This window comes from Pseudomonas sp. MIS38 (assembly GCF_019891575.1).
GTDB lineage: Bacteria > Pseudomonadota > Gammaproteobacteria > Pseudomonadales > Pseudomonadaceae > Aquipseudomonas > Aquipseudomonas putida_A.
Genome location: NZ_JAFLXF010000004.1, coordinates 1 through 23,566 on the forward strand (window position 1 = coordinate 1; position 23,566 = coordinate 23,566).

27 protein-coding genes and 4 tRNA genes are annotated in these 23,566 nt (G+C 59.7%); 13 read left to right on the top strand and 18 right to left on the bottom strand.

The window, feature by feature from the left end:
- Positions 1–10 precede the first annotated feature (10 nt).
- The 4 genes from J1G18_RS06890 to J1G18_RS06905 all read right to left on the bottom strand — a co-directional run bounded on the left by J1G18_RS06890 (position 11) and on the right by J1G18_RS06905 (position 490).
- A tRNA-His gene (locus J1G18_RS06890) sits at positions 11–86 on the bottom strand.
- 76 nt (positions 87–162) lie between these two features.
- Positions 163–247, bottom strand: a tRNA-Leu gene (locus tag J1G18_RS06895).
- A gap of 58 nt (positions 248–305) precedes the next feature.
- Positions 306–381, bottom strand: a tRNA-His gene (locus J1G18_RS06900).
- 32 nt (positions 382–413) lie between these two features.
- Positions 414–490: transfer RNA gene (locus tag J1G18_RS06905), tRNA-Arg, on the bottom strand.
- Between the two features lie 275 nt (positions 491–765).
- Between J1G18_RS06905 and folD the strand changes: the two genes are divergently transcribed.
- Both folD and pbpG read left to right on the top strand, forming a co-directional pair.
- Positions 766–1,620 carry a bifunctional methylenetetrahydrofolate dehydrogenase/methenyltetrahydrofolate cyclohydrolase FolD gene (gene folD, locus J1G18_RS06910; RefSeq protein ID WP_003223627.1) on the top strand — a complete coding sequence of 285 codons (855 nt, stop codon included), beginning with the start codon at positions 766–768 and terminating at the stop codon, positions 1,618–1,620.
- Between the two features lie 229 nt (positions 1,621–1,849).
- Positions 1,850–2,788 carry a D-alanyl-D-alanine endopeptidase gene (gene pbpG / locus J1G18_RS06915; RefSeq protein ID WP_047597458.1) on the top strand — a complete coding sequence of 313 codons (939 nt, stop codon included), beginning with the start codon at positions 1,850–1,852 and terminating at the stop codon, positions 2,786–2,788.
- A gap of 78 nt (positions 2,789–2,866) precedes the next feature.
- Here the strand turns inward: pbpG and J1G18_RS06920 are convergent, their stop codons facing one another.
- The 3 genes from J1G18_RS06920 to J1G18_RS06930 all read right to left on the bottom strand — a co-directional run bounded on the left by J1G18_RS06920 (position 2,867) and on the right by J1G18_RS06930 (position 4,041).
- Positions 2,867–3,061, bottom strand: coding sequence for a hypothetical protein (locus tag J1G18_RS06920; RefSeq protein WP_047291581.1), 195 nt, complete (start codon positions 3,059–3,061; stop codon positions 2,867–2,869).
- Between the two features lie 12 nt (positions 3,062–3,073).
- Entirely contained in the window at positions 3,074–3,280 is a 207-nt protein-coding gene (locus tag J1G18_RS06925) for a DUF6021 family protein (RefSeq protein WP_139055776.1), read from the bottom strand.
- Positions 3,281–3,369: 89 nt separating this feature from the next.
- Positions 3,370–4,041, bottom strand: coding sequence for a peptidase C39 family protein (locus J1G18_RS06930; protein ID WP_223007402.1), 672 nt, complete (start codon positions 4,039–4,041; stop codon positions 3,370–3,372).
- A 232-nt stretch (positions 4,042–4,273) separates the two neighbouring features.
- On the opposite strand from J1G18_RS06930, the gene J1G18_RS06935 reads away from it, so the two are divergent.
- On the top strand, positions 4,274–4,441 hold the full coding sequence (locus J1G18_RS06935) for a hypothetical protein (protein WP_171061921.1): 168 nt from the start codon (positions 4,274–4,276) through the stop codon (positions 4,439–4,441).
- Positions 4,442–4,514: 73 nt separating this feature from the next.
- Here the strand turns inward: J1G18_RS06935 and J1G18_RS06940 are convergent, their stop codons facing one another.
- Together J1G18_RS06940 and J1G18_RS06945 are read right to left on the bottom strand one after the other, a co-directional pair.
- Positions 4,515–5,264 carry a TerC family protein gene (locus J1G18_RS06940; protein WP_027613902.1) on the bottom strand — a complete coding sequence of 250 codons (750 nt, stop codon included), beginning with the start codon at positions 5,262–5,264 and terminating at the stop codon, positions 4,515–4,517.
- Positions 5,265–5,293: 29 nt separating this feature from the next.
- Complete coding sequence (locus J1G18_RS06945) at positions 5,294–5,536, bottom strand: hypothetical protein (RefSeq protein WP_007965379.1); 243 nt, start codon at positions 5,534–5,536, stop codon at positions 5,294–5,296.
- A 153-nt stretch (positions 5,537–5,689) separates the two neighbouring features.
- Between J1G18_RS06945 and nhaR the strand changes: the two genes are divergently transcribed.
- Positions 5,690–6,589 (top strand): transcriptional activator NhaR, encoded by a 900-nt coding sequence (gene nhaR, locus J1G18_RS06950; RefSeq protein WP_134785956.1) that lies wholly within the window; start codon positions 5,690–5,692, stop codon positions 6,587–6,589.
- Here nhaR and J1G18_RS06955 read toward each other — a convergent pair.
- Positions 6,584–7,747, bottom strand: a complete 1,164-nt coding sequence (locus tag J1G18_RS06955) for an MFS transporter (RefSeq protein WP_223007277.1) — start codon at positions 7,745–7,747, stop codon at positions 6,584–6,586. The genes nhaR and J1G18_RS06955 overlap by 6 nt on opposite strands.
- Positions 7,748–8,084: 337 nt before the next feature.
- On the opposite strand from J1G18_RS06955, the gene sstT reads away from it, so the two are divergent.
- Positions 8,085–9,317 carry a serine/threonine transporter SstT gene (sstT, locus tag J1G18_RS06960; protein WP_139055773.1) on the top strand — a complete coding sequence of 411 codons (1,233 nt, stop codon included), beginning with the start codon at positions 8,085–8,087 and terminating at the stop codon, positions 9,315–9,317.
- 240 nt (positions 9,318–9,557) lie between these two features.
- Here sstT and J1G18_RS06965 read toward each other — a convergent pair whose 3' ends face one another.
- Entirely contained in the window at positions 9,558–10,067 is a 510-nt protein-coding gene (locus tag J1G18_RS06965) for a DUF1993 family protein (protein ID WP_007965386.1), read from the bottom strand.
- A 125-nt stretch (positions 10,068–10,192) separates the two neighbouring features.
- Here J1G18_RS06965 and J1G18_RS06970 point away from each other — a divergent pair, with 125 nt between their 5' ends.
- Positions 10,193–10,837: a YceH family protein gene (locus J1G18_RS06970; protein ID WP_223007278.1), complete on the top strand. Its 645-nt coding sequence runs from the start codon at positions 10,193–10,195 to the stop codon at positions 10,835–10,837.
- Between the two features lie 132 nt (positions 10,838–10,969).
- Here the strand turns inward: J1G18_RS06970 and J1G18_RS06975 are convergent, their stop codons facing one another.
- Positions 10,970–11,488 (bottom strand): cupin domain-containing protein, encoded by a 519-nt coding sequence (locus J1G18_RS06975; protein ID WP_210557593.1) that lies wholly within the window; start codon positions 11,486–11,488, stop codon positions 10,970–10,972.
- A 212-nt stretch (positions 11,489–11,700) separates the two neighbouring features.
- Entirely contained in the window at positions 11,701–12,519 is an 819-nt protein-coding gene (locus J1G18_RS06980) for a shikimate 5-dehydrogenase (RefSeq protein ID WP_223007279.1), read from the bottom strand.
- A 257-nt stretch (positions 12,520–12,776) separates the two neighbouring features.
- Here J1G18_RS06980 and J1G18_RS06985 point away from each other — a divergent pair, with 257 nt between their 5' ends.
- From J1G18_RS06985 to J1G18_RS06995, 3 genes are all read left to right on the top strand, one after another.
- Complete coding sequence (locus tag J1G18_RS06985) at positions 12,777–13,127, top strand: hypothetical protein (protein ID WP_007965394.1); 351 nt, start codon at positions 12,777–12,779, stop codon at positions 13,125–13,127.
- A 229-nt stretch (positions 13,128–13,356) separates the two neighbouring features.
- Positions 13,357–13,551 (top strand): hypothetical protein, encoded by a 195-nt coding sequence (locus J1G18_RS06990; protein ID WP_025108897.1) that lies wholly within the window; start codon positions 13,357–13,359, stop codon positions 13,549–13,551.
- A 102-nt stretch (positions 13,552–13,653) separates the two neighbouring features.
- A complete protein-coding gene (locus J1G18_RS06995; RefSeq protein ID WP_223007280.1) occupies positions 13,654–13,836 on the top strand; it encodes a hypothetical protein in 183 nt (60 codons plus the stop codon).
- Here the strand turns inward: J1G18_RS06995 and J1G18_RS07000 are convergent.
- Together J1G18_RS07000 and J1G18_RS07005 are read right to left on the bottom strand one after the other, a co-directional pair.
- On the bottom strand, positions 13,833–14,894 hold the full coding sequence (locus tag J1G18_RS07000; protein WP_223007281.1) for an AI-2E family transporter: 1,062 nt from the start codon (positions 14,892–14,894) through the stop codon (positions 13,833–13,835). The genes J1G18_RS06995 and J1G18_RS07000 overlap by 4 nt on opposite strands.
- A 117-nt stretch (positions 14,895–15,011) precedes the next feature.
- Positions 15,012–15,698 carry a cysteine hydrolase family protein gene (locus J1G18_RS07005; protein WP_098968081.1) on the bottom strand — a complete coding sequence of 229 codons (687 nt, stop codon included), beginning with the start codon at positions 15,696–15,698 and terminating at the stop codon, positions 15,012–15,014.
- 192 nt (positions 15,699–15,890) lie between these two features.
- On the opposite strand from J1G18_RS07005, the gene yegQ reads away from it, so the two are divergent.
- The gene (gene yegQ / locus J1G18_RS07010; RefSeq protein WP_223007282.1) at positions 15,891–17,225 is read left to right on the top strand and encodes a tRNA 5-hydroxyuridine modification protein YegQ; all 1,335 of its coding nucleotides are present in this window, start codon (positions 15,891–15,893) and stop codon (positions 17,223–17,225) included.
- A 113-nt stretch (positions 17,226–17,338) separates the two neighbouring features.
- Here yegQ and J1G18_RS07015 read toward each other — a convergent pair whose 3' ends face one another.
- Positions 17,339–18,202 carry a LysR family transcriptional regulator gene (locus tag J1G18_RS07015; RefSeq protein ID WP_115990239.1) on the bottom strand — a complete coding sequence of 288 codons (864 nt, stop codon included), beginning with the start codon at positions 18,200–18,202 and terminating at the stop codon, positions 17,339–17,341.
- A gap of 101 nt (positions 18,203–18,303) precedes the next feature.
- Here J1G18_RS07015 and J1G18_RS07020 point away from each other — a divergent pair, with 101 nt between their 5' ends.
- Positions 18,304–19,197: a DMT family transporter gene (locus tag J1G18_RS07020; protein ID WP_223007283.1), complete on the top strand. Its 894-nt coding sequence runs from the start codon at positions 18,304–18,306 to the stop codon at positions 19,195–19,197.
- A 135-nt stretch (positions 19,198–19,332) separates the two neighbouring features.
- Here J1G18_RS07020 and J1G18_RS07025 read toward each other — a convergent pair whose 3' ends face one another.
- Together J1G18_RS07025 and J1G18_RS07030 are read right to left on the bottom strand one after the other, a co-directional pair.
- Positions 19,333–19,563 carry a hypothetical protein gene (locus J1G18_RS07025; RefSeq protein WP_223007284.1) on the bottom strand — a complete coding sequence of 77 codons (231 nt, stop codon included), beginning with the start codon at positions 19,561–19,563 and terminating at the stop codon, positions 19,333–19,335.
- Positions 19,564–19,655: 92 nt separating this feature from the next.
- Complete coding sequence (locus tag J1G18_RS07030) at positions 19,656–20,369, bottom strand: FadR/GntR family transcriptional regulator (protein WP_098968077.1); 714 nt, start codon at positions 20,367–20,369, stop codon at positions 19,656–19,658.
- A gap of 366 nt (positions 20,370–20,735) precedes the next feature.
- Between J1G18_RS07030 and J1G18_RS07035 the strand changes: the two genes are divergently transcribed.
- Positions 20,736–22,082 carry an MFS transporter gene (locus J1G18_RS07035; protein WP_223007285.1) on the top strand — a complete coding sequence of 449 codons (1,347 nt, stop codon included), beginning with the start codon at positions 20,736–20,738 and terminating at the stop codon, positions 22,080–22,082.
- Positions 22,083–22,116: 34 nt separating this feature from the next.
- Complete coding sequence (gene gudD / locus J1G18_RS07040) at positions 22,117–23,460, top strand: glucarate dehydratase (protein WP_223007286.1); 1,344 nt, start codon at positions 22,117–22,119, stop codon at positions 23,458–23,460.
- Positions 23,461–23,566 lie beyond the last annotated feature (106 nt).

The following is a 23,566-nucleotide window of genomic DNA, read 5'->3' on the forward strand; positions in this document are numbered from 1 at the left end:
TTTCGAAATATGGGGTGGACGATGGGGATCGAACCCACGACAACGGGAGTCACAATCCCGTGCTCTACCAACTGAGCTACGCCCACCATATTGCGTCACAAAAAAGCCATTCAACTTCTTTGCTGAACTTCATCAGGCCTGCGGCATGAATGAAGCTTTAATTGGTGCGGATGAAGAGACTCGAACTCTTACGCCTCGCGGCGCTGGAACCTAAATCCAGTGTGTCTACCAATTCCACCACATCCGCAGATGAAGCTTTTTAAAGCAAAGGCGCCAGATTGTTACATCTGGCGCCTTTCGAAATATGGGGTGGACGATGGGGATCGAACCCACGACAACGGGAGTCACAATCCCGTGCTCTACCAACTGAGCTACGCCCACCATATCGCGCTACTTGTGCCAAAGCTGCCTAATGGCGCACCCGGCAGGACTCGAACCTGCGACCATCCGCTTAGAAGGCGGATGCTCTATCCAGCTGAGCTACGGGCGCCTTATTAATCTGTACTCTTGGAGGACTACAAACTAAATGCTTTCCAGCTTCGCAGAACGCTAATTCCGCTCAACCTTCTTAACCAGTGCTAGGCTGTGCCCGACAAGTGCGACGAATAGTATAGAGCGCTCCCAAGGTCGTCAAATCCTTTTTGAAAAAAATTCATTTAATTAAAGGAGTTAGGGGAATTTGCTGACCAAGCGCCTTTGCCCTCACCGTCTGACATGCGAGAATGCGTTCTCTTTTTTTCCCCTCTCGATGGTTAATCACGCGCAATGACTGCACAACTAATCGACGGCAAATCGATCGCCGCCAGCCTGCGCCAGCAGATCGCCCAACGAGTTGCCGAGCGTCGCCAGCAAGGCCTGCGCACTCCCGGCCTCGCGGTGATCCTGGTCGGCAGCGATCCTGCCTCTCAGGTTTATGTCTCGCACAAGCGTAAAGACTGTGAAGAGGTCGGCTTCCTCTCTCAAGCCTACGACCTGCCTTCCGAAACCACTCAAGAAGCGCTGACCGATCTGATCGATCGCCTCAACGACGACCCGGCCATCGACGGCGTGCTGCTGCAACTGCCGCTGCCCGAGCACCTGGACGCCTCCAAACTGCTGGAGCGCATTCGCCCGGACAAAGACGTCGATGGCTTCCATCCTTATAACGTCGGTCGCCTGGCCCAGCGCATTCCGTTGCTGCGTCCGTGCACCCCAAAAGGCATCATGACCTTGCTGGAAAGCACCGGCGTTGACCTTTATGGTCTGGATGCGGTGGTGGTTGGCGCGTCCAACATCGTCGGCCGCCCGATGGCGATGGAACTGCTGCTGGCCGGTTGCACCGTGACCGTCACCCACCGCTTCACCAAGGACCTGGCCGGCCACGTCGGTCGCGCTGATCTGGTGGTGGTCGCCGCCGGCAAGCCGGGACTGGTCAAGGGTGAGTGGATCAAGGAAGGCGCGATCGTGATCGACGTCGGCATCAACCGTCAGGACGATGGCAAGCTGGTCGGTGACGTGGTGTACGAAACCGCCCTGCCCCGCGCCGGCTGGATCACTCCGGTTCCCGGCGGCGTTGGCCCGATGACCCGTGCCTGCCTGCTGGAAAACACCCTCTACGCGGCAGAAACCCTGCACGCCTGAGACGTTTTTGCGCAGTAAAAGAACCCCGCCTTGTGCGGGGTTTTTCGTATCTGAGAAAAAACACTAACCGTTCGCCGGAAACCCCTCTTTTTACAGGCCTTTTCACGAGATTTTCAGGTCATTCAAACAACCATCGACAGATCTTCAGCCATACTCCTAGAATGCGACGCTTTGAAGAAATAACCCGTTACAAACTAACGGAATATCCAACCTTTATGAGTTCGCCCGCGTGAAAATTCGTCTTTCGATCCTGAGCCTGGTTTTTGCTTTTTCAGGCACATTCGTCACGCCAACGGTCAACGCCGCAGAAACTACCGCCGCGCCACGCGATGCTTCGCAATTGAAGATCGCCTCCGGCAGCGCCCTGCTTATGGATTTGCAGACCAATAAAGTCATCTATTCGAGCAATCCGGATGTGATCGTGCCGATCGCCTCGGTGAGCAAACTGATGACCGGACTGGTCGTGGTTGAAGCGCACCAGAACATGGACGAATGGATCGACGTCGACATCAGCCATACGCCGGAAATGAAAGGCGTGTTCTCCCGAGTCAAACTGAAGAGTGAACTGCCGCGTCGCGAGATGCTGCTGATTGCCCTGATGTCCTCGGAAAACCGTGCGGCCGCCAGCCTCGCGCATCACTATCCAGGCGGTTACGCCGCGTTCATCGCCGCAATGAACGCCAAGGCCAAAGCGCTGGGCATGACCAATACGCACTATGTCGAGCCGACCGGGTTGTCGGAACGCAACGTGTCCACCGCCCGCGACTTGAGCAAACTGCTGGTCGCCGCGAGCAAGCATCCGATCCTCAGCGAGCTGACCACCACCAAGGAAAAAACCGTAGCGTTTCGCAAACCCAACTACACCCTGGGTTTCCGCAACACCGATCACCTGGTGAACAAGGCTGACTGGGACATCAAGATCACCAAAACCGGCTTCACCAACCCGGCGGGTCATTGCCTGGTGCTGGTGACGCGAATGAGCAACCGCCCGGTTGCCCTGGTGATTCTCGATGCGTTCGGCAAGTACACGCATTTTGCCGATGCCAGTCGTATCCGCAGCTGGATGGAAACCGGTCGTAGCGCCAGCGTTCCGGCAGTTGCGCAGCAATACAAGGCCGAGAAAAACCTCAAGTCGCGCCAGAGCGGCGTGGTCGAAGCCTCCAAGTAACCAGAAATATCCAACTGTGGCGAGGGAGCTTGCTCCCTCGCCACAGAGGTATTCAGCCAGTCGTTAAATACCCGTTATTCAATCATTGGGTAACGGCATTTTGTCGTCGTCCGGAATGCCGTCACCAGCGCTCGGATCTGGCGTCAGCACATTAGGTCGCGCCAGCGGATCGCGCAGCGGGCTGTCCGGATCCAGCACAGGGTCCACGTCGTCCTCAGGCGTGGTCGGCACGCTGTCCGGTTTTTTATCGTCGAAGCTGGAATCGGTACTCATACGCACCTCACTTCATGGTTTCAGGTCAGCCAACGGATCGTAGGGCTTGGACGGACGCTTGCTGTCTTCGCCAGGTTCCACGTCTTTCGGCGCCTTGGCGGGGCCGACCGGATCGACCTGCGGATCGTCGAGATCCGGTGAATCCGGATCGAAACCCAGATCATGACCGGACGAATGCTCGCTTGAGTGTGGCCCTTTCGGGGATGGGGAATCTGCCATGCTCGCCTCCTGATTCACCCGCACATTCGGGCTCTATCAGTGAGAGGCCTGCCGGGCGTGAGGGTGCCCGGCAGATGACGAACGGAGTCTTAATGTGCGGCCAAGGCCTTTCTGGCTTGCGCCGCTTCACGTTCCTGCCCGGCCTGCGCCAGCTCGTCCGCGGCCTTGAGCCAGCGCTGGCGGTCGACTTCGGCAGGAATCTGCAACGGTTTCTGGATCAGTACTGCCCAGCCGCCGGATTTTTCGAAGGCGGATTCAAAGGAACTGAAACTCATCAGTTCGCGGCGATTCATCCCGGCGCGCAACAGCACCTTCTGTTTCAGCCGGTCATAACCGGAAAGGATCGCGTAACGCGGTTCAGCCCAGAACGCCGAGCCTTCACTAAAGCGCACCATCACCGGATAACCGGCCGCCACCTGAGTCAACAAGGCAGGCAGGTTCTTGTCCAGCGGGTAGACCACCATGCCGTAATCACGGGCCAGGTTCTGCAGATTCTGCTGCAACTGATCCTGTGCCCCCGGCAGATGCAACGGTTTTTCCAGCAGGCCCGGGGTGATCATGATGCCCTGCTGCGACAACAGGCTGGCCAGCACTTGCGGACCACTTTGATTGGCTTCGCCGCGATAGAACGTGCCGCTGAGTTCGACCCGTTCCGGCAGACGCTTGACCTGCGGCGCGACACTGCCCGCACACCCTGCCAACGCCGCCGCGCAACCGGCCACCAGCAACGCCCCTCGCAATCGAGAAAATACCTGCACCATCATCACTCTCGTCAGACGCCGGTCATCGTGTTCCGGCAACGCCTGCGATCATAGGGCGACGCACGCCTGCGGTATAGCCTTAAACCGCAGACTGATCGTTTGCATAGAGCGAACTGATTGGTCATTACCGACCTTTGGTCAATAGTCTGAAACACCCCATTGTCTAGACTGTCACTGAAACAGAGCGAATTGAAAAAGTGAGTGCCCGACGCAGGGCAAAGAGGAGGCACTGATGAGCCTGACCATGACTATCGTAATGCTGATCGCCGGCTGGCTGGCCGTGGCCACTGCCATGTTGTGGGGCGTGCTGCGGATTTCGCGGCGCCACCATCACCTGCAGCCACCTGTGGCGGTCGAAAAACCGCAAAAGCACAACGCACGGCACGCGACCGCACATTGATTCTGTAAACGTTCCGCCCATAAAAAAGCCCCCTGAACGCTTGGCGCTCAGGGGGCTTTTGGCTGGTCAGCGCTTACGCCTGCTGAGCCAGCTTCTTCTGCTTCGCCCGACGCGACATCATGTTCAGCACTTCAATCGCTGCCGAGAATGCCATGGCCGCGTACACATAACCTTTCGGTACATGGGCGCCGAAGCCTTCGGCGATCAGCGTCATGCCGATCATGATCAGGAAGCCCAGCGCCAGCATCACCACCGTCGGGTTGTCATTGATGAACTTGGCCAGCGGTTCAGCCGCAAACAGCATCACCATTACCGAGACCACCACCGCGATCACCATGATCGGCAAGTGCTCAGTCATGCCCACCGCGGTAATGATGCTGTCGATGGAGAACACCATGTCCAGCATCAGGATCTGACCAATCGCAGCCGCAAAACCCAGGGTCACGGTCGATGTCGCGGATTTCGGGTCTTCCGGCGCCGGGTCCATGCTGTGATGGATCTCGGTCGTGGCTTTCCACACCAGGAACAGACCACCGGCAATCAGGATCATGTCCTTCCAGGAGAACGCCTGGCCCATGATTTCGATCACAGGGGCAGTCAACTGCACAATGAAGGCGATGGTGCTCAACAGGGCCAGACGCAGAATCAGCGCCATGCCGATACCGATGCGCCGCGCCTTCTGCCGATGCTGCACGGGCAGTTTGTTGGTCAGGATCGAAATAAAGATCAGGTTATCGATGCCGAGTACGATCTCCATCACCACCAGTGTGGCCAAAGCAACCCAGGCGGCGGGGCTGGCGGCGAGTTCTAACAGATATTCCATGGGTCAGTCCTGACTCTGTGTAAGACGGTTTAGATGGTCTTGGAGGAAGATTCGGATTTTTCCGCGTCTTTTTCCGGTGTTTCTTTTTTCTCGATCAGGCCGCCGGTGGCGTCGCTGAGCGCTTGTTCAGCAGCCTTGTGCGTATCGTCGATCGCCTGTTTGGCGCTTTCGGCGGCCTTGCCCATCAACTGCTGGGCGCTTTTCTCGGCCTGATCGCAACCGGCCATAAGCAGTAAAGACGTAAACATCAACGCTGGAATTGTGTATTTCATGGGACTTCCTTCGAATGAACAGACAGGGTCACAGACCGCCCGTCGATGGCTGGGCATTCTAGGGAGACAAACACTTCAGGAAAATTCGTATTTTTAGCGGCTATACTTCGGTTTTAACGAACACTGCGCAATCCAGTCAGAGGCCATTGCTCGATGCTCAACTACCGACAACTGCATTACTTCTGGGTGGTCGCCAAGACCGGCAGCATCGTGCGTGCCTGCGAACAGCTGAACCTCACGCCACAAACCATCAGCGGGCAGATTTCGCTGCTCGAACAAACATACGGCATCGAACTGTTTCAACGGGTCGGCCGTCAGCTGGAGCTGACCGAAGCTGGACGTCAGGCCCTGCCCTACGCCGAGCAGATGTTTCAGTTAGGCGGCGAACTGGAGCTGATGCTGCGCGCCCAGCCCAACGAGCAGCAGATCCTGTTCCGCGTCGGCGTGGCGGACGTGGTGCCCAAGTCCATCGTCTACCGCCTGATTGCGCCGACCATGGAGTTGCACGAGCCGCTACGCATCACCTGCCGCGAAGACAAACTCGAACGCCTGCTGGCGGATCTGGCGATCCAGCGCCTGGATCTGGTGATTTCCGACAGCCCGATGCCATCGCATCTCGACATCAAGGGCTACAGCCAGAAGCTCGGCGAATGCGGGATCAGTTTCTTCGCCACCACGAAGTTGGCAGCGCAATACGGGCAGGATTTCCCGCGCAGCCTCAACGGCGCACCGCTGTTGATTCCCGGCGCGGAAACCGTGGTGCGCAGCCGTTTGCAGCGCTGGTTTGCCGAGCAGCAGATCCAGCCGCGAATCGTCGGGGAGTTCGATGACAGCGCCCTGATGCAGGCCTTCGGCCAATCGGGCAGCGGGATCTTCATCGGTCCGAGCGTGATTGCCGATGAAGTCAAACGCCAGTACGGCGTCGAAGTGATTGGCCAGACCGACGCGGTGACCGAGTCGTTCTATGCCATTTCGGTGGAGCGCAAGGTCAAGCACCCCGGCATCGTTGCGATTACCGAAGGTGCCCGACGCGAGCTGTTTACCGCGTTATGACGTCTGGGCGCACGCTTCGCGCGGCTTGAGCGTCATCAACACCATGGCGAGGAACACCGACAACAGAATGAACCCGGCAGCGGCGAACCCCAGAAAACCGAGGCCGGCACTGTCGATCACCCGCCCGCCGATCATCGCACCGAGGCCGATCCCGAGGTTGGCCCCGGCGATATTCAGCGAGGCGGCAAAGGCTGGCGCTTCCGGTGCGGCCTTCATCAGGCGCACGTGGCTGACCAGGAACAACGCAGCCTGGGTGATACCCCAGATGCCCATGGCCACCGCCAGCCCCACCGTCGAGTGAATGTTCGGCACCAGCGAGACCATGCCGGCAATCATGAACGCGCAGAACAACACCGAGGCGCCCAGTGGATGACGATCCACCGCGCGACCGCCCAGTGAGTTGCCGATCAGCCCGACCGCACCGAAGCCCATCAGGCACCAGCCAACCACCGTACCGTTGAACCCGGCCAGACGCTCAAGAATGTCGGCCAGATAGGTATAAGCGGTGAACATGCCGCTGAATACCAGAATCGACAACAGCACATGGCCGATCATCAGCGGGTTGCGCAGGATCTTGAACTGCGAAGCGAAACTGACCTGATGCTGGTGCAGACTGGTTTTCGGCAGGTAAACAAACAGCAGCAAGGCCTTGGCGAAAGCGATCACCGCCAGAATCGCGAACGCACTGCGCCAGCCGAACGCATCGGAAATCAAGGTGCCCACCGGAATGCCGAACACCGTCGCGCAAACAATGCCGAAGCCGATCTTCGCAATCGCGCGGCCGGCGTGATCCGGGCCGACGATGTCTACAGCCGTCTCACTGGCCAAGGCCCAGAACACCGGCAGGCCGAGCGCCGGGATCAACCGGGCGATGGCCATGACCCAGATGTTCGGCGCCAGCGCCGCAACGGTGTTGGCCAGGCCGAACATGATCAAAATCGTGATGAACAACTTGCGCCGCTCGAAGCGGGCGAAATACGCGGTCAAAAATGGACCGAACGTCGCCACCGTGAAAGCGAATAGAGTCACCAGCAAACCGGCCTGCGGAATGGTTACCGCCAGGTCGCGGGCAATGGCCGGCAACAGGCCGACGATGACGAATTCCGTGGTCAGCACCGTGAATCCGGCGGCGGACAACAGAAGAATGGGCAACAGCATGAGCAACTCCAGCAAAACGACGACACCAGCGATGACCAAGAGGCCCGCTGGAAGACTATGAAAATGAGGATGGCGAATCTTAACAGAGTGTTTCCGGGCTGACTTGCACAAACCTGCCGACTTGCCGATCAATCCGGTGGCAGATCGTCACAGGCCTGAAGGATAACGCCTACGCTGTGATAAAGTCCGCGCCCTGAAAAACGTACACCCTATTCAGCGGCCTGTTTAACAGCGTTGATGGCGCGTCAGCCCTTTCGGTTCGTGCCGGTGACCTGCCCCCCGATGTATCACCGGTTGCACGCAACCTTGCACCCTATAAAAAATCAGAGATGCCGTTATGACCGCTTCATCCCCTTCTCTATTGCAACGCCTGAAAAACCTCAGCCTGGTCACGCAGATCCTGATCGGCCTGATTGCCGGTATCGCTCTGGCGCTGTTCGCCCCGGAAGCGGCGAAAGGCTCGGCGTTCATCGGCAAAGTGTTCGTCTCGGCACTGAAAGCCGTGGCGCCGATTCTGGTGTTCGTGCTGGTGATGGCGTCGATTGCCAACCACAAGCACGGCCAGGAAACCCACATCCGGCCGATCCTGTTTCTGTATCTGCTCGGCACATTCGCTGCGGCGGTGGTGGCGGTTGTCGCCAGCATGGCGTTTCCCTCGCATCTGGTGTTATCCACCGACAACGTGTCAGTCACCGCGCCAGGCGGCATCGCCGAGGTGCTGCAAAGTCTGCTGTTGAGCGTGGTCGATAATCCGGTCAGCGCCCTGATGAACGCCAACTTCATCGGCATTCTCGCCTGGGCGATCGGCATGGGCGTCGCAATTCGCCACGCCGGTGACACCACCCGCGAAGTGCTCGGCGACCTGTCCAATGGCGTGACGCTGATCGTGCGCGTGGTGATTCGCTTCGCCCCCCTGGGCATTTTCGGTCTGGTGGCCTCGACGCTCGCGACCTCGGGCTTCGGCGCACTGATCGGTTACGCGCACCTGCTGGGCGTACTGCTGGGCTGCATGCTGTTCGTCGCGCTGGTGATGAACCCGCTGATCGTGTTCTGGAAACTCCGTCGCAACCCGTACCCATTGACCCTCAAGTGCCTGCGCGAAAGCGGGATCACCGCGTTCTTCACCCGCAGCTCGGCGGCGAACATTCCGGTCAACCTGGAACTGAGCAAGCGCCTGGGCCTGCACGAAGATACCTACTCGGTATCGATCCCGCTGGGGGCAACCATCAACATGGCTGGCGCGGCGATCACCATCACCGTATTGTCTCTGGCCGCGGTGCACACGCTGGGGATTGCCGTGGACATTCCAACCGCGATTCTGCTCAGCGTCGTCGCGGCAATCTGCGCCTGTGGCGCCTCGGGCGTGGCCGGCGGCTCGCTGCTGCTGATTCCGCTGGCGTGCAGCCTGTTCGGTATCCCGAGCGAGATTGCCATGCAGGTGGTGGCGGTCGGTTTCATCATTGGGGTGTTGCAGGACTCGGCGGAGACGGCGTTGAATTCGTCCACCGATGTGCTGTTTACCGCCGCGGCGTGCCTGGGTGAAGAGGCGAAAGCCCAGCGCACTGCGTAACAATTGCTGCAATGAAAAGCCCGCCAAGGTGTGAACCCTGGCGGGCTTTTTTGTGGCCGAGATCTTTCCCCCCTCACCCCAACCCTCTCCCCCCAAGGGGCGAGGGGGAAAGGGAGCCGATCTTTGTCGCATTCAAGTCTTGAGTTCGACTCGATAGATCAAGTCGGCGTATCTCGAACAAACAACGCGATCAGTCCCCTCTCCCCCTGGGAGAGGGCTAGGGTGAGGGCTTCTAACGATTTAGTACGCGCCCATGTAGTCGCGTTTACCCACTTCAACACCGTTGTGGCGCAGCAGCGCGTAGGTGGTGGTGACGTGGAAGAAGAACTGCGGCAGACCGTAGCTCAGCAGGTAAGCCTGGCCGCTGAAGCGCTTCTCCTTCGGCGTGCCCGGACGGGTCACGATCTCGATGCCTTCCTTGCCGTTGATCTGCTCCGGCTTGATCTCGCCGATGTAGGCCAGGACCTTGGCGATCAGCGCCTGCAGCTCGGCGAAGGTGGTTTCGGTGTCGTCATATTTCGGGATTTCGACTTCGGCCAGACGCGAGGAAACGCCCTTGGCGAAGTCGACGGCGATCTGCACCTGACGCACCAGCGGGAACATGTCCGGGTACAGGCGCGCTTGCAGGAAGGCGTTCGGGTCGATGTTTTTCTCGGTGGCGTGGGCTTCAGCCTTTTTCAGGACATCGCTCAGGGCGTTGAGCATTTGTTGAAAAACCGGGACGGATGCGGCGTACAGGGAAATGGTCATGGCAGTCTCGTGTAGTGGCTGGGTGGAACGTGGAGGCGATTATAGCCATGCTTGATGACCACACGGCTTGCCTTTTGTTAGCCAAGGATTAGGCTAGGCGCCTTCGACTGCAGAGGGAACGCGCGATGACCAACGAACTTGAAAGCATCACCGACGAACCACGGCTCAACGCCACGGAAATCCGCATTCTGGGTTCTTTGATCGAGAAACAGGCCACTAGCCCGGAAACCTACCCGCTGACGCTCAACGCACTGGTGCTGGCCTGCAACCAGAAAACCAGCCGCGAGCCGGTGATGAACCTGACCCAGGGCCAGGTCGGCCAGAGCCTGCGTGCGCTGGAAAGCCACGGTTACGCCAAACTGGTCATGGGCAGTCGCGCCGACCGCTGGGAGCACAAGCTCGACAAGGCGCTGGAGCTGGTGCCGGCCCAGGTGATTCTCAGCGGATTGATGTTCCTGCGTGGCCCGCAGACGGTGAATGAACTGCTGACCCGCAGCGGCCGGATGCACGACTTCGAAGATGCCGAGCAAGTGGTGCATCAGCTTGAGCGCCTGATCGCGCGCGGGCTGGCGGTGTTGATTCCACGTCAGGCCGGTCAGCGCGAAGACCGCTACACCCATGCGCTGGGCGATCCGGCAGATATCGAGGCGATCCTGGCGGCGCGGCAGAATCCTGGGGAACGCGCGACCAGCGGTGTGTCAGTTGAACGCATCGAAGAACTGGAAGCACGGATTGCCGCACTGGAAGAGCGCCTGGCGCGCCTCGAATAATCACCCCCAATCCTATGGTGGGAGCGGGCTTGCTCGCGAAGGGGCCGTGTCAGTCGAATCACTGTGAATGACACACTGCATTCGCGAGCAAGCCCGCTCCCACAGGGTCTGCACCAAGCCGAAGATCTCTATTTATTCACCATCCCAGTAATCCACACCATCCGCCTGCCGCGCCACGGCAACGAAACCTGACGCATTGCCTTGGTCATCGACTTTGAAGTTGTCCATCACCGCGTATTTGTTGGAGTCCGGGTACTCACAGATATCCGGTTGCTGCTGGGTGCTGACCGCCAGGTAACGCAGTTCCGCGTCGCTGGTGTTGATGATCTGATGCGCCGTTTCCGGGCCGCCCGGCGGGCAGGCGATCACGTCGCCCGCGCGGATCGGAAAGCGTTCGGCCCCCAGCCGCACTTCGCCCTCCCCGGCCACCACATAGAACATCTCTTCATTGACCCGATGGCTGTGAAACGGACTGCCGCGCATGCCTGGCGGCAAGGCGTACAACCGATAGCCGAGTTTCTGCGCACCAAGCTGCTGGCCGATGCGCGCCATGCGTTGTTGATAGCGACCAGCGGTTTCGCCTTCCGGGGCAAGGGCTTCGGGCAGGGATTCGAGTTCGACCTGGTGCAGGTTGAGGATGGGCGGATGCATGGGGAGCCTCGATCAGGTTTTTTATGAGGGGCAAGTCTGGGCTTGCTGAGGCCGCAGTATAGGCAACCGACTAACAACCGAGTCGCGGCCTTCGCGAGCAAGCCCGCTCCCACAGGATTTGTGGTTGCTCACCTGGTTGTGTTGCAACCTGATACCTGTGGGAGCGGGCTTGCTCGCGAAGAGGCCCGATGGATCAGCGCAAAACTCAATGATCAGCTGCGAGCAAATGCCACCGCCGCCGCAAACTGCTCCTCACTCGGCCGCACCCCGGTGTACAGCACAAACTGCTCCAGCGCCTGGATCGCAATCACTTCCAGCCCGGTAATCACCTTCTTGCCCTCAGCCCGCCCACGCACGATCAGCGGCGTCTCGGACGGAATCGCTACCACATCGAATACCGTGTCGGCGGCCTGGATCACTTCAGGCTCGAACGCCAGTTGCCCGGCCTCCGGCCCGCCGTCCATGCCCACCGGGGTGACGTTGATCAGCATCTGCGGCCGCTCTTCGCCGAGCTCCGCCTGCCAGCGATAGCCCAGCGAGTCCGCCAGTGCCCGTCCGGCGCGCTCGTTACGCGCAACGATCAAGCCATTCTTGTAGCCACCATCGCGCAAGGCACTGGCCACCGCTTTGGCCATGCCGCCGCTGCCGCGCAGGGCGAACGTCGAATCCTTCGGCACCGCGTGGGTTTCCAGCAATTGCGCGATGGCGATGTAGTCGGTGTTGTAGGCCTTGAGGTGGCCGTTGGTGTTGACGATGGTGTTGATCGACTGGATCGCCGCCGCCGACGCATCCAGTTCATCGACCAGCGCAATGCACGCTTCCTTGAACGGCATCGACACACCGCAACCGCGAATCCCCAACGCACGAATCCCGCCAACAGCCCCCGGCAGATCCTGACTGCTGAACGCCTTGTAATAGAAGTTCAGGCCCAACTGCTCATACAAATGGTTATGAAACCGCAGACCGAAGTTCCCGGGGCGCCCTGACAGGGACATGCACAGCTGGGTGTCTTTGTTGGGATTCATCTGCATGAAACTTCTCCTTCAAAACGGACTTTCGGATGGACGGAGTTAGCCATTCCATCGGGTTCTGGACGATCATAGGCGCCTGTCTGCAACGGGCTGCGAGCCCCTTTGACCGACCGGTAAAGAAGCCGGTACAGACCTTACACAAAATTTACCCAGCGGCTGTGCTGATTTTCAGAATTTCGCTGTCATAGAAGTATCCCCGCGACAACTTTGGGCCTGGTGCAGGCCCGGACGCCGGGTCGAAGAACCGAGGAATTATCATGATTCGTAAACTCCCCATCGTGGCCTTGTTGATTGGTGCATTCGCTATCACAGGTCAGGCAGAAGCCCACGGCGGTGGCTGGCAGGGTCCGGCAGTGTTTGGTGCGATCGTCGGCTCGGCCATCATCGGCTCCGCGTTGATCAACCAGGACCGGCCGGTCTACGTGCAACAGCCTGTTTACGCTCAACCGGCACCGGTTTATGTGCAACAGCCGCCGCCACCGGTCTACTACCAGCCGGCCCCGGTCTATGTGCAACAACCGGTCTACGTGCCTGGCCCGGTCTACTACGGCCCACCACGCGGCTATTACGGCCGGCCACACGGCTACTACGGTGGCCCGCGCTGGTAATCGCAACCAACAAGCCCCGCTTTATAGCGGGGCTTTTTTATGACCGTCGGTCGGGCAGAGTCTGAAAAAATCTCGCCAAGGTCGCTGTGAGGACAGTTCCGGCAGCTAAAGTCGGCATGATGGACTTGACCGTCGGGGGCAAAACACAAAACGGTCATCCATTTGTCATGACGGAACCGCAATCTGAATCCGTCCGTAAACAACAGGTTGATAAAAACAAGGACGAACCATGCCTACACAAAATCCGCACCGCATCGTCGGCCTGTGCACTTCAAGCAAGGTGTACAGCGCGTTGACTGAACTCAAACACCTGGAAGGCCACCGCTGCGCCAAGTTTCTTTCGCTGCTGGCGGAGAATCTCGTGCACAAGGGCCTGCTCAATGAGCGCGAAGTGGTGCACATGCTCGACCAGGTTGTCGACTGATGCAGCCCTCACTGTGATCAATGACCACTATCGAAAGCGTTGATTGTCCCTGAGCGCAGCGAATCCCTAAGGTAGCTCCACAGATTGATGGAGGTACTTGTCATGGCTCAGGTTCAAATCATGTCGGTAGTCGGTAGCGCTGTTCCCGCATCGCTCAGAGCGTCGGGATTGCTCGCCTGCTGGTATCTGGTGCGCGATGGCGAGCCGATCAGCGGCCCGCTCACTTCACTGCCCGCCGCACAGGCCCTGTCACAGAAAATCGTCAGCGACCCATTCCACGCTTAAGGCAACTGGACTTTCGGTTTGGTCTCGATGAACAACGCCCAACTGGACATGAACAGCGCTGCGATCAGCGGCCCGATCACGAAACCGTTGAGGCCGAACACCGCGAGGCCGCCGAGGGTCGAGATCAGGATCATGTAGTCCGGCATCCGCGTGTCCTTGCCGACCAGGATCGGGCGCAGCACGTTGTCCACCAGACCGATTACAAATACCCCGAACACCCCCAGCACCACACCCTGCCAGATCATCCCGCTGAGCAGGAAGTACACCGCCACCGGCGCCCAGACGATCCCCGCCCCCACCGCCGGCAACAGTGACAGAAAGCCCATCAGCACCGCCCACAGCAACGCGCTGGGAATGTCGAGAAACCAGAAAATCGCACCACCCAATGCCCCTTGAGTGACCGCCACCACCAGGTTGCCCTTCACCGTCGCGCGTACCACCCGATTGAATTTCAACTGCAAACGGCGTTTGTGATTCTCTTCCAGCGGTACCGCGGTGCGAATCTTGCGCACCAGCTCGGCGCCATCGCGCAGAAAGAAAAACAGCAGGTACAGCATGATGCCGAAGCTGACCACGAACTCGAATGTGCCTTGACCGAAACTGAACGCCTGACTCGCCAGCACCTGACTGCCCTGCATCGATGCCTTGACGATTTTCTCGCGCAGACCATTGAGTTCGCCCATGCCAAAACGATCGAGCAGATGCTGGAAGTACGGCGGCAGGCTGTGTTTGAACTGCGCTATATAGGCGCCGATGTCCAGTTGGCCACTTTCGATGTTGGTGTACAGCGTCGCGCCTTCCTGGACCAACAACACGCTGAGGATGATCACCGGCAAAATCGCGATCACCAGACAAATGCCCAGGGTGCATAGAGAAGTCAGATTGCGTTGCCAGCCGAACTTCTGCTGCAACCGGCGCTGCATCGGCGCAAACAGGATGCCGAGAATCACCGCCCAGAACACCGCGCCGTAGAACGGCAGCAGAATCCAGATGAAGGCGACCGTCACCAACAGCAACAGCACGGTGAGGGATTTGAATTGCAGGGTTTTTTCGTTCATGTCCGATCCATGTCAGTCAGGCGTCTCGCACGCCCCGAACCTTAGTCAGCCGGGGCGCGCGCGAGTGCCATCTTTGTTCATGGAGCATAGATTGCCTGGACGATGCAGCCCGGCTAATCAGCGCACCGGCAGTTTGACGATCTGCGCAGTGCTCAACACATCGCCGAAGGTGTCTTCGACTTCCGCCAACGCGGCTTTGTGCAGCGAATCCTTGTCGATAGACACGCCGTTGGCGCGGGTGATGGCGCGGGTCGCCGAGGCATCGGACGCGACAATCACGTTGTAACCCAAAGGCGCGGCGTCCCGTGCGGCACCCGCCACGCAGGCGTGGGTCATCAGGCCGGAAATGATCAGGGTCTGGATGCCGGCCTTTTTCAATTGCTGGTCAAGGTCGGTGCTGGCGAACACGCTGACGGTGCTCTTTTGCAGCACCACGTCTTGCGGGCGCGGCTGCATGTCCGGGTGAAATTTGACGGTCTGGCCATCGATGGCAAACACTGGCGAGCCGGCCGGGGCAACGTGCTGCACGTGATACACCGGGATCTTGTGACTGTCAGCGAAAGTGATCAGCTCACGGGTTTTCGCCAGGGCAGCGGCACCGTCCGGGATCGGCATCCGGCCGCTGAAATATTCATTCTGGAAATCGATCACCACCAGTGCGGATTTGCCCGCTGGCAAATGATCAGCCGGTGTCGCGCCGGACATTGCCCGAATGGTCGGGTGGTTGTCGGCCATCGCTGCGCTGCTGGCCAATACACCGGAAAATGCACAAGCGGTGAGAAAGCGGCGAGTAAAGTTCTGCATGGGAAAGTCCTGCCTCGGTTGATTTGACAAGCGAATCTTAAGCAGCCACCGCCGCACCGAACACAGTGAAACCGGCACATGATCTGTGCCCTTTCTGCACAGATAAAGTCCACGCACTCAAACGTAGATCCAGATCAATAAACCGCACTTGCCACTGCACTACCCTGCCGCGCTTTTGCGACCGATGCCGCCATGATCCCTGACCTCCCCCTCGCCGCCCCGGAACTGCTCGCCCCCGCCGGCACCCTGAAGAACATGCGCTACGCCTTCGCCTACGGTGCCGACGCGGTCTATGCCGGCCAGCCGCGCTACAGCCTGCGGGTGCGCAACAACGAGTTCGACCACGCCAACCTCGCCCTCGGCATTCGCGAAGCGCAGGCACAGGGCAAGCGCTTCTACGTGGTGGTCAACATCGCCCCGCACAACGCCAAACTGAAGACCTTCCTCAAGGATCTGGCGCCAGTGATCGAGATGGCGCCGGATGCGCTGATCATGTCCGACCCGGGCCTGATCATGCTGGTGCGCCGGCATTTCCCGCAGATGCCGATCCACCTTTCGGTGCAGGCCAACACGGTGAACTGGGCGAGCGTCGAATTCTGGCAGCAACAAGGCCTGAGCCGGATCATCCTGTCGCGGGAGCTGTCGCTGGAAGAAATCGGTGAAATCCGTGAACAGGTACCAGGCATGGAACTGGAAGTGTTCGTTCATGGCGCACTGTGCATGGCCTACTCCGGGCGCTGCCTGCTGTCGGGCTACATGAACAAGCGCGACGCCAATCAGGGCACCTGCACCAACGCTTGCCGGTGGAAGTATTCGGCGCAGCAAGCCACGGAAAACCAGCTCGGCGAGATCGTGCAGACCTTCCAGCCGGAGCCAACCCTGGGCATCGGCGCGCCGACCGATCAGGTATTTCTGCTGCAGGAAGCCAATCGCCCCGATGAGTTGATGCCGGCATTTGAAGACGAGCACGGCACCTACATCATGAACGCCAAGGATCTGCGCGCGGTGCAGCACGTCGAACGCCTGACGCGCATGGGCGTGCATTCGCTGAAGATCGAGGGCCGGACCAAATCGCACTTCTATTGCGCGCGCACCACCCAGGTCTATCGCCGGGCAATCGACGATGCGATGGCCGGGCGCGAGTTCGACCGCAGCCTGATGACCGATCTGGAGTCACTGGCCCAGCGCGGCTACACCGAAGGTTTCCTGCGTCGCCATGTGCATGACGAATACCAGAATTATCAGAACGGCAGCTCGGTGTCAGAGCGTCAGCAGTTCGTCGGCGAACTGACCGGCGAGCGCCGCGACCGGTTGGCCGAGGTCAAAGTGAAGAACCGTTTTGCCTTGGGCGATCATCTGGAATTGATGACTCCGAAGGGCAATTTCCACTTCGACCTGCACCAGTTGCAGAGTGCCAAGGGTGAAGCGATCGAGGTTGCGCCGGGGGATGGACACACGGTGTACCTGCCGATTCCGGATGCGGTGGATTTGCGCTTTGGCCTGCTGATGCGCGACCTGACTCCTTGACCCCCTCCCATGTAGGAGCTGCCGCAGGCTGCGATCTTTTGATCTTGTTCTTCAATAACAAAGTCAAAAGATCGCAGCCTGCGGCAGCTCCTACAGGTGCGCGTTGGATGTGATCAGAGGAATTCTTCACGCAACATCGCCACGAACGCCTCACGCGCCGGGTGTACCCCGGCGTTTTCGTGCCAGTAAAACAGGTTGTCGATCGCCGTCAGTTCGGGAAACTCATAGCCCACGCATCCAGCGCCTTTGGCGTATTGCTCGAACACGCCTTTAGGTACTAATGCCACCCCGGCGCCAGCACTCACGCAACCGACAATCGCCCCGTAACTCGCCAGACTGACAATCGGCAGCGCCTGCCCCTGACGCAACAGCCAGTGCTCCAGCGCCGCCCGATACGGGCAACCCTGCGGCCACATGAACACGGTTTTATCCTGCAGATCGTGGATGTCGCGCACCGGGCCGAATGACGTCGAGGCAATCAGTAGCAACTCCTCGCGGTACATCGGCGTGCGTTTCAGTTGCGAGCGCTCGACGTCCACCGCGACGATGGCGCCGTCGAGGCGATGGCTGACGGTGTCGTCGAGCAACTGACCCCAGGTGCCAGTGGTCAACTCCAGCGCCACCTGCGGATAGCGCTGGTGAAACTTGGCCAACAGTCGGGGCAAACGCCCGGTGGCCGAGGACTCGATCGCGCCGATACGCAGCGGGCCGGACGGTTCGGCGGCGGGATCCACCGCGCGCTTGGCTTCGGCGGTCAGCGCCAGAATCCGCTCGACATAGGCGAGAAACGTCTGTCCCGCCGGACTGATCCGCAGCCCGCGTCCCTCGCGCAGAAACAGTGCGACGCCGAGTTCCGCCTCAAGCGCCTTGATCCGTGCGGTGATGTTCGACGGCACACAAAACAATTTTTCAGCAGCGCGGGCAATGCTGCCCTCGTCAGCCACGGTCTTGAACATGCGGATCTGCGCCAGCTCCATACTCATCACTCAAAGTGAACATTCAGCGCAGTATAAGTCAGTTGTGGAGACTTGTTGACCGCCCGGATACTCGGCGCATCAACCCTTGCGGTGCGCCGATCATGCCGTCTCCTTCTCCCTTGAAAATCATTCTGGCCACGGCCTTCGTGGTCGGCTGCTGGGCCTATTCACCCACCGGCATTCACATCGGCCTGCAAGCCTACGACCCCGGGCATCTGGCGTTGCTGCGGTTTCTGCTGGCGTCGTTGTTCATGGCCGTGATTGCGGCGTTCAAGGGCATTCGCCTGCCGCAACCGCGCGACGTACCGCTGTTGTTCGCCCTGGGATTTTTTGCCGTCAGCCTGCATCACGTGGCGCTGAACATCGGCCAGCAAAGCGTCAGTGCCGGCGCCTCCAGCGTACTGGCGCAGTCGAGCCCGCTGTTCAGTACGCTGCTGGCGCGTTACGTGTTCAAGGATCAGGTCAGTGTCTGGCGATGGGGCTGCGTCTTGCTGGGACTGGTCGGGGTGGTGATCGTGGTCAGCGCCGATCGGGGCCTGGGGCAGATCGACGCGCATGGCTTGCTGATCCTGCTGGCAGCGCTGTCATGGAGCATTTACTTCGCCCTGCAAAAACATCATGCCCGGCGTTATGACGGCTTCAGTCTGGCCTGTTATGCGGTGTGGTCGGGGACGCTGCTGTTGCTGATTTATCTGCCGGGGCTGGGTGCGGCGGTGGTAAATGCGCCGCTGCGAGTGCAGTGGGCAGTGCTGGCACTGGGGGTATTTCCCAGCGCACTGGCCTATCTGGCCTGGGGCTTTGTGCTCAAGCATGTGGACTTGAGCCGGGCGACGATGACGTTGTACCTGATACCACCGACGGCGATGGGGATTGCTTCGCTGGGATTGGGCGAGCGACCGACGCTGATGGTGCTGGCGGGGTCGGCGGTGGTGTTGATCAGTGTGCTGGCGTTGAATCTGGAGCGGCGGGTGGAGGGTCGACCGATTGAGGTCTGATCGAGGTTTTTACTGAGGCTGATGACCCCATCGCGAGCAGGCTCACTCCTACAGGGGGATGCGTTCTACCTGTGGGAGCGAGCTTGCTCGCGAACGGGCCGGCGCAGACTATAAATATCTCGTGCCGGGTTAGCCTCAGCGCCTGTCATCCGACAACGGCGTCGGCTCATCCGCTGGCGGCACATCATCGTCCGCCGCCGGGTCCTTCCAGTCTTCCGGCCGATCAGCATCACTCAACGGATCACGTCCCGGGCTCATGCCCGGCGGCGCATCGTGATCGGCCAGTGTCGGCTCATCCGTGCCGGGTACCGGACGGGTTGGATCGGTCGGCAGCACACCAACCTGAAACAGCAAATCATTAGCCATGACACACCTCACCAAGGAGGTCCGGAGAACCCGGGCCATACAGCTTGGAAGCGTGCATCTGCAGGCGGTGCTATCGAGCAGACCAACGGCAATCAGCCTTGAGAACTGAAACGGTCGCGGCTGTTGGTCAGGTGCAGCCACATGGCCGCGCGCGCCGCGTCCGGATCCTGCCGCTTGATCGCATTCAGGATCGCTTCGTGCTCCAGATGGGCCAACTGCCCCAGCTTGCTCAGATCCGCCGCGCCACGCTCGGCGGCATTGAGCCGCTGACGTGGAATCATCGCGCTGCCCAGGTGCTGCATGATTTCGCTGAAGCAGACGTTGCCGGTGGCTTCGGCAATAAGCAGATGAAAACGTCGATCAGCCTCGACACAACTGTCATTGCTGTCCAGCAGACGCTGATAGTCATCCAGCGCCTGACGCATTTGCAGCAATTGCTGCTCGCTGCGACGTGACGCGGCCAACGCCGCAGCCTGCGTCTCCAGGCCCATGCGCAATTCAAGAATGCTGCGCACGCCGAGAGCGGTATCGACATTCAACCGCAAGCCCTGCTCGGCAGCGCGCTCGATGACAAAACTGCCGATGCCGTGCCGCGTCTCAACCAGCCCCGACGCCTGCAACTTGGAAATCGCTTCGCGCACGACCGTGCGACTGACGCCGTGCTCCTGAACGATGGCGTTCTCCGACGGCAGCTTGTCGCCGGGCGACAGCCGGCCGAGCAGGATGCTCTGGGTGAGTTTCTCCACCAGATCGTGTGCGAGGTTGTGTGCACGTTTGGGCGCAGGGGCGTCGAGGTCTTCTTGCATGATCGGTTCCGGTCATCGGGGCTTGTCGATCGTAGCACTGCGCGGTGGCTGACGAGATCGATTTTAGCGCTGAAACAGCCAGAAACTTGTATGACAACATTCAATAAAACGAAAAAAACCGCAACAACCAAGCCCTACGCCCTGTTTGAAAATTTGGATCGCGAACCGAAATGCACGTCTGATGGGCGCGATTTTAACCAATTAAAACGGGGACAAATCCCAAAAAGAAATAAAAAATCTGTTCACCAGACAAATTTAATCGCTCCACCCCACTTGTAGGACAAAAAATCCCAGTTGTATGATGTCTATCAACAACGCAGCACCCAGTCCTACCCCGCATAAAAATAATCAGTGGGAGAAAACCAAGTGAAAACCTCCGTCTCCGGGATGAACGAGGGCGTCGATTCGACACTCGCGTCCGCCATCTCGAAAGTGAAACGCCACGTCCTGCCGCTCTTCGTGATCATGTTCATCGTCAATTACATTGACCGGGTGAACATTGGTTTCGTCCGCACTCACATGGAACATGACCTGGGCATTGGTGCTGCCGCCTACGGCTTCGGCGCCGGTCTGTTCTTCATCGGTTACGCGCTGTTCGAAGTGCCGTCCAACATGCTTTTGCAGAAAGTCGGCGCGCGTATCTGGCTGACCCGCATCATGCTCACCTGGGGCCTGGTCGCCGCCGGCATGGCGTTCATCCAGAACGAAACGCACTTTTACATCCTGCGCTTTCTGCTCGGCGTGGCCGAAGCCGGGTTCTTTCCCGGGGTGATCTACTACTTTACCCGCTGGCTGCCGGGTGCCGAACGCGGCAAGGCGATCGCGATTTTCCTCAGCGGGTCGGCAGTCGCCTCGCTGATCTCCGGCCCGTTGTCCGGCCTGCTCTTGCAGATCAACGGCCTCGGCATGCACGGCTGGCAATGGATGTACTTCATCGAGGGCATGTTTTCCGTGGGGCTGTGCGTGTTCGTGTGGTTCTGGCTCGACGCCAAACCGCATGACGCGCAATGGCTGACCCGCGCCGAACAGGACGCACTGGTCAGCGCCATCGACGATGAACAGAAGGCCCGCGAAGCCGCGACGCCGATCCGGCCATCGATGGGCAAACTGCTCAAGGACCGCCAGATCATTCTGTTCTGCCTGATCTACTTCTTCATCCAGTTGACCATTTACGCGGCAACCTTCTGGCTGCCGAGCATCATCAAGAAAATGGGCGAGATGAGCGACTTCCAGGTCGGTCTGTTCAACTCGATTCCATGGTTGCTGTCGATCGTCGGCATGTACGCCTTCGCCGCCTTCTCGGCCAAGTGGAAGCACCAGCAGGCCTGGGTCGCCACCGCGTTGTTGATCGCCGCGGCGGGGATGTTCATGTCCACCACCGGCGGGCCGATCTTCGCCTTTGTCGCGATCTGTTTTGCCGCGCTGGGCTTCAAGTCCGCCTCATCGTTGTTTTGGCCGATTCCGCAGGCCTATCTGGATGCACGGATCGCCGCGGCAGTGATCGCACTGATCAACTCGGTGGGCAACCTCGGCGGCTTCGTCGCGCCGACCACCTTCGGCCTGCTCGAAGAACACACTGGTTCGATTCAGGGCGGCCTCTATGGCCTGGCCGCGACTTCGATCATCGCCGCGATCATCGTCTTCGCTGCACGTACCACCCCGAAACCCGCTGCTGACCTCGCCGTGGCCGAGGCCGCGCCAAAGCACGCATGACTTCCTTTTTAAAGATGCTGACAAGGATAAAAACATGACCGCACACGACACTGCCAAAGCGCCAATCATCACTGACATGCAGGTGATTCCCGTGGCCGGCCACGACGGCATGCTGCTCAACCTGAGCGGCGCCCATGGGCCGTTTTTCACCCGCAATATCGTCATTCTCAAGGACAACGCCGGCCACACTGGCGTCGGTGAAGTGCCCGGTGGCGAGCGCATCCGGCAGACGCTGGAGGACGCCCGCAGCCTGGTGCTCGGCAGCACAATCGGCAACTATCAGAAGATCCTCAATCAGGTGCGCGAGACCTTCGCCGAGCGTGATGCCGGCGGCCGTGGCCTGCAGACGTTCGACCTGCGCATCACCATCCACGCGGTCACCGGACTCGAAGCCGCCCTCCTCGACTTGCTCGGGCAACACCTCGACGTACCGGTCGCGGCGCTGCTCGGCGAAGGCCAGCAACGCGATCAAGTGAAGATGCTCGGTTATCTGTTTTATGTCGGCGATCAACGCGAGACCAACCTCGCCTACCGCAGCGAACCGGACGCCGATAACGACTGGTTCCGCGTGCGTCACGAGAAGGCCATGAGCGCCGAGGCGGTGGTGCGTCTGGCTGAAGCGGCCCAGGCGAAATACGGTTTCCAGGACTTCAAACTCAAAGGCGGCGTGCTTAGCGGCGACGCGGAAATCGAAGCGGTGACGGCACTGGCCGAACGCTTTCCCGAGGCGCGTATCACGCTTGATCCGAACGGCGCCTGGTCACTGAAAGAAGCGATCCGCTTGTGCCGCGATCAACATAAGGTGCTGGCTTACGCCGAAGACCCGTGCGGTGCGGAAAACGGTTACTCGGGGCGCGAAGTCATGGCCGAGTTCCGCCGCGCTACCGGACTGAAGACGGCGACCAACATGATCGCCACCGACTGGCGCGAGATGGGCCACGCCATTCAGTTGCAGTCGGTGGACATTCCGTTGGCCGACCCGCACTTCTGGACCATGCAAGGCTCGGTACGTGTCGCGCAGTTGTGCCATGAGTGGGGCCTGACCTGGGGCTCACACTCCAACAACCACTTCGATATCTCGCTGGCGATGTTCACCCATGTCGCGGCGGCGGCACCGGGCGACATCACCGCCATCGACACGCACTGGATCTGGCAGGACGGCCAGCGCCTGACCAAGGCACCGCTGCAAATTGTCGAAGGTTGCGTGCAAGTGCCGCAGAAACCTGGGCTGGGGGTGGAGCTGGACATGGATCAGCTGGCCAAGGCCCACGAACTGTACAAAGGCATGGGTCTCGGCGCGCGGGATGACAGCGTGGCGATGCAGTTTTTGATACCGGGGTGGACGTTCGATAACAAGCGGCCGTGTCTGGTGCGCTGAATTCTGATCTGCAGTCCACTGCCGTCCCTGTGGGAGCGGGCTTACTCGCGAAGGCGGTGCATCAGTCAATATTTGAGTTGACTGACACGCCGCCTTCGCGAGCAAG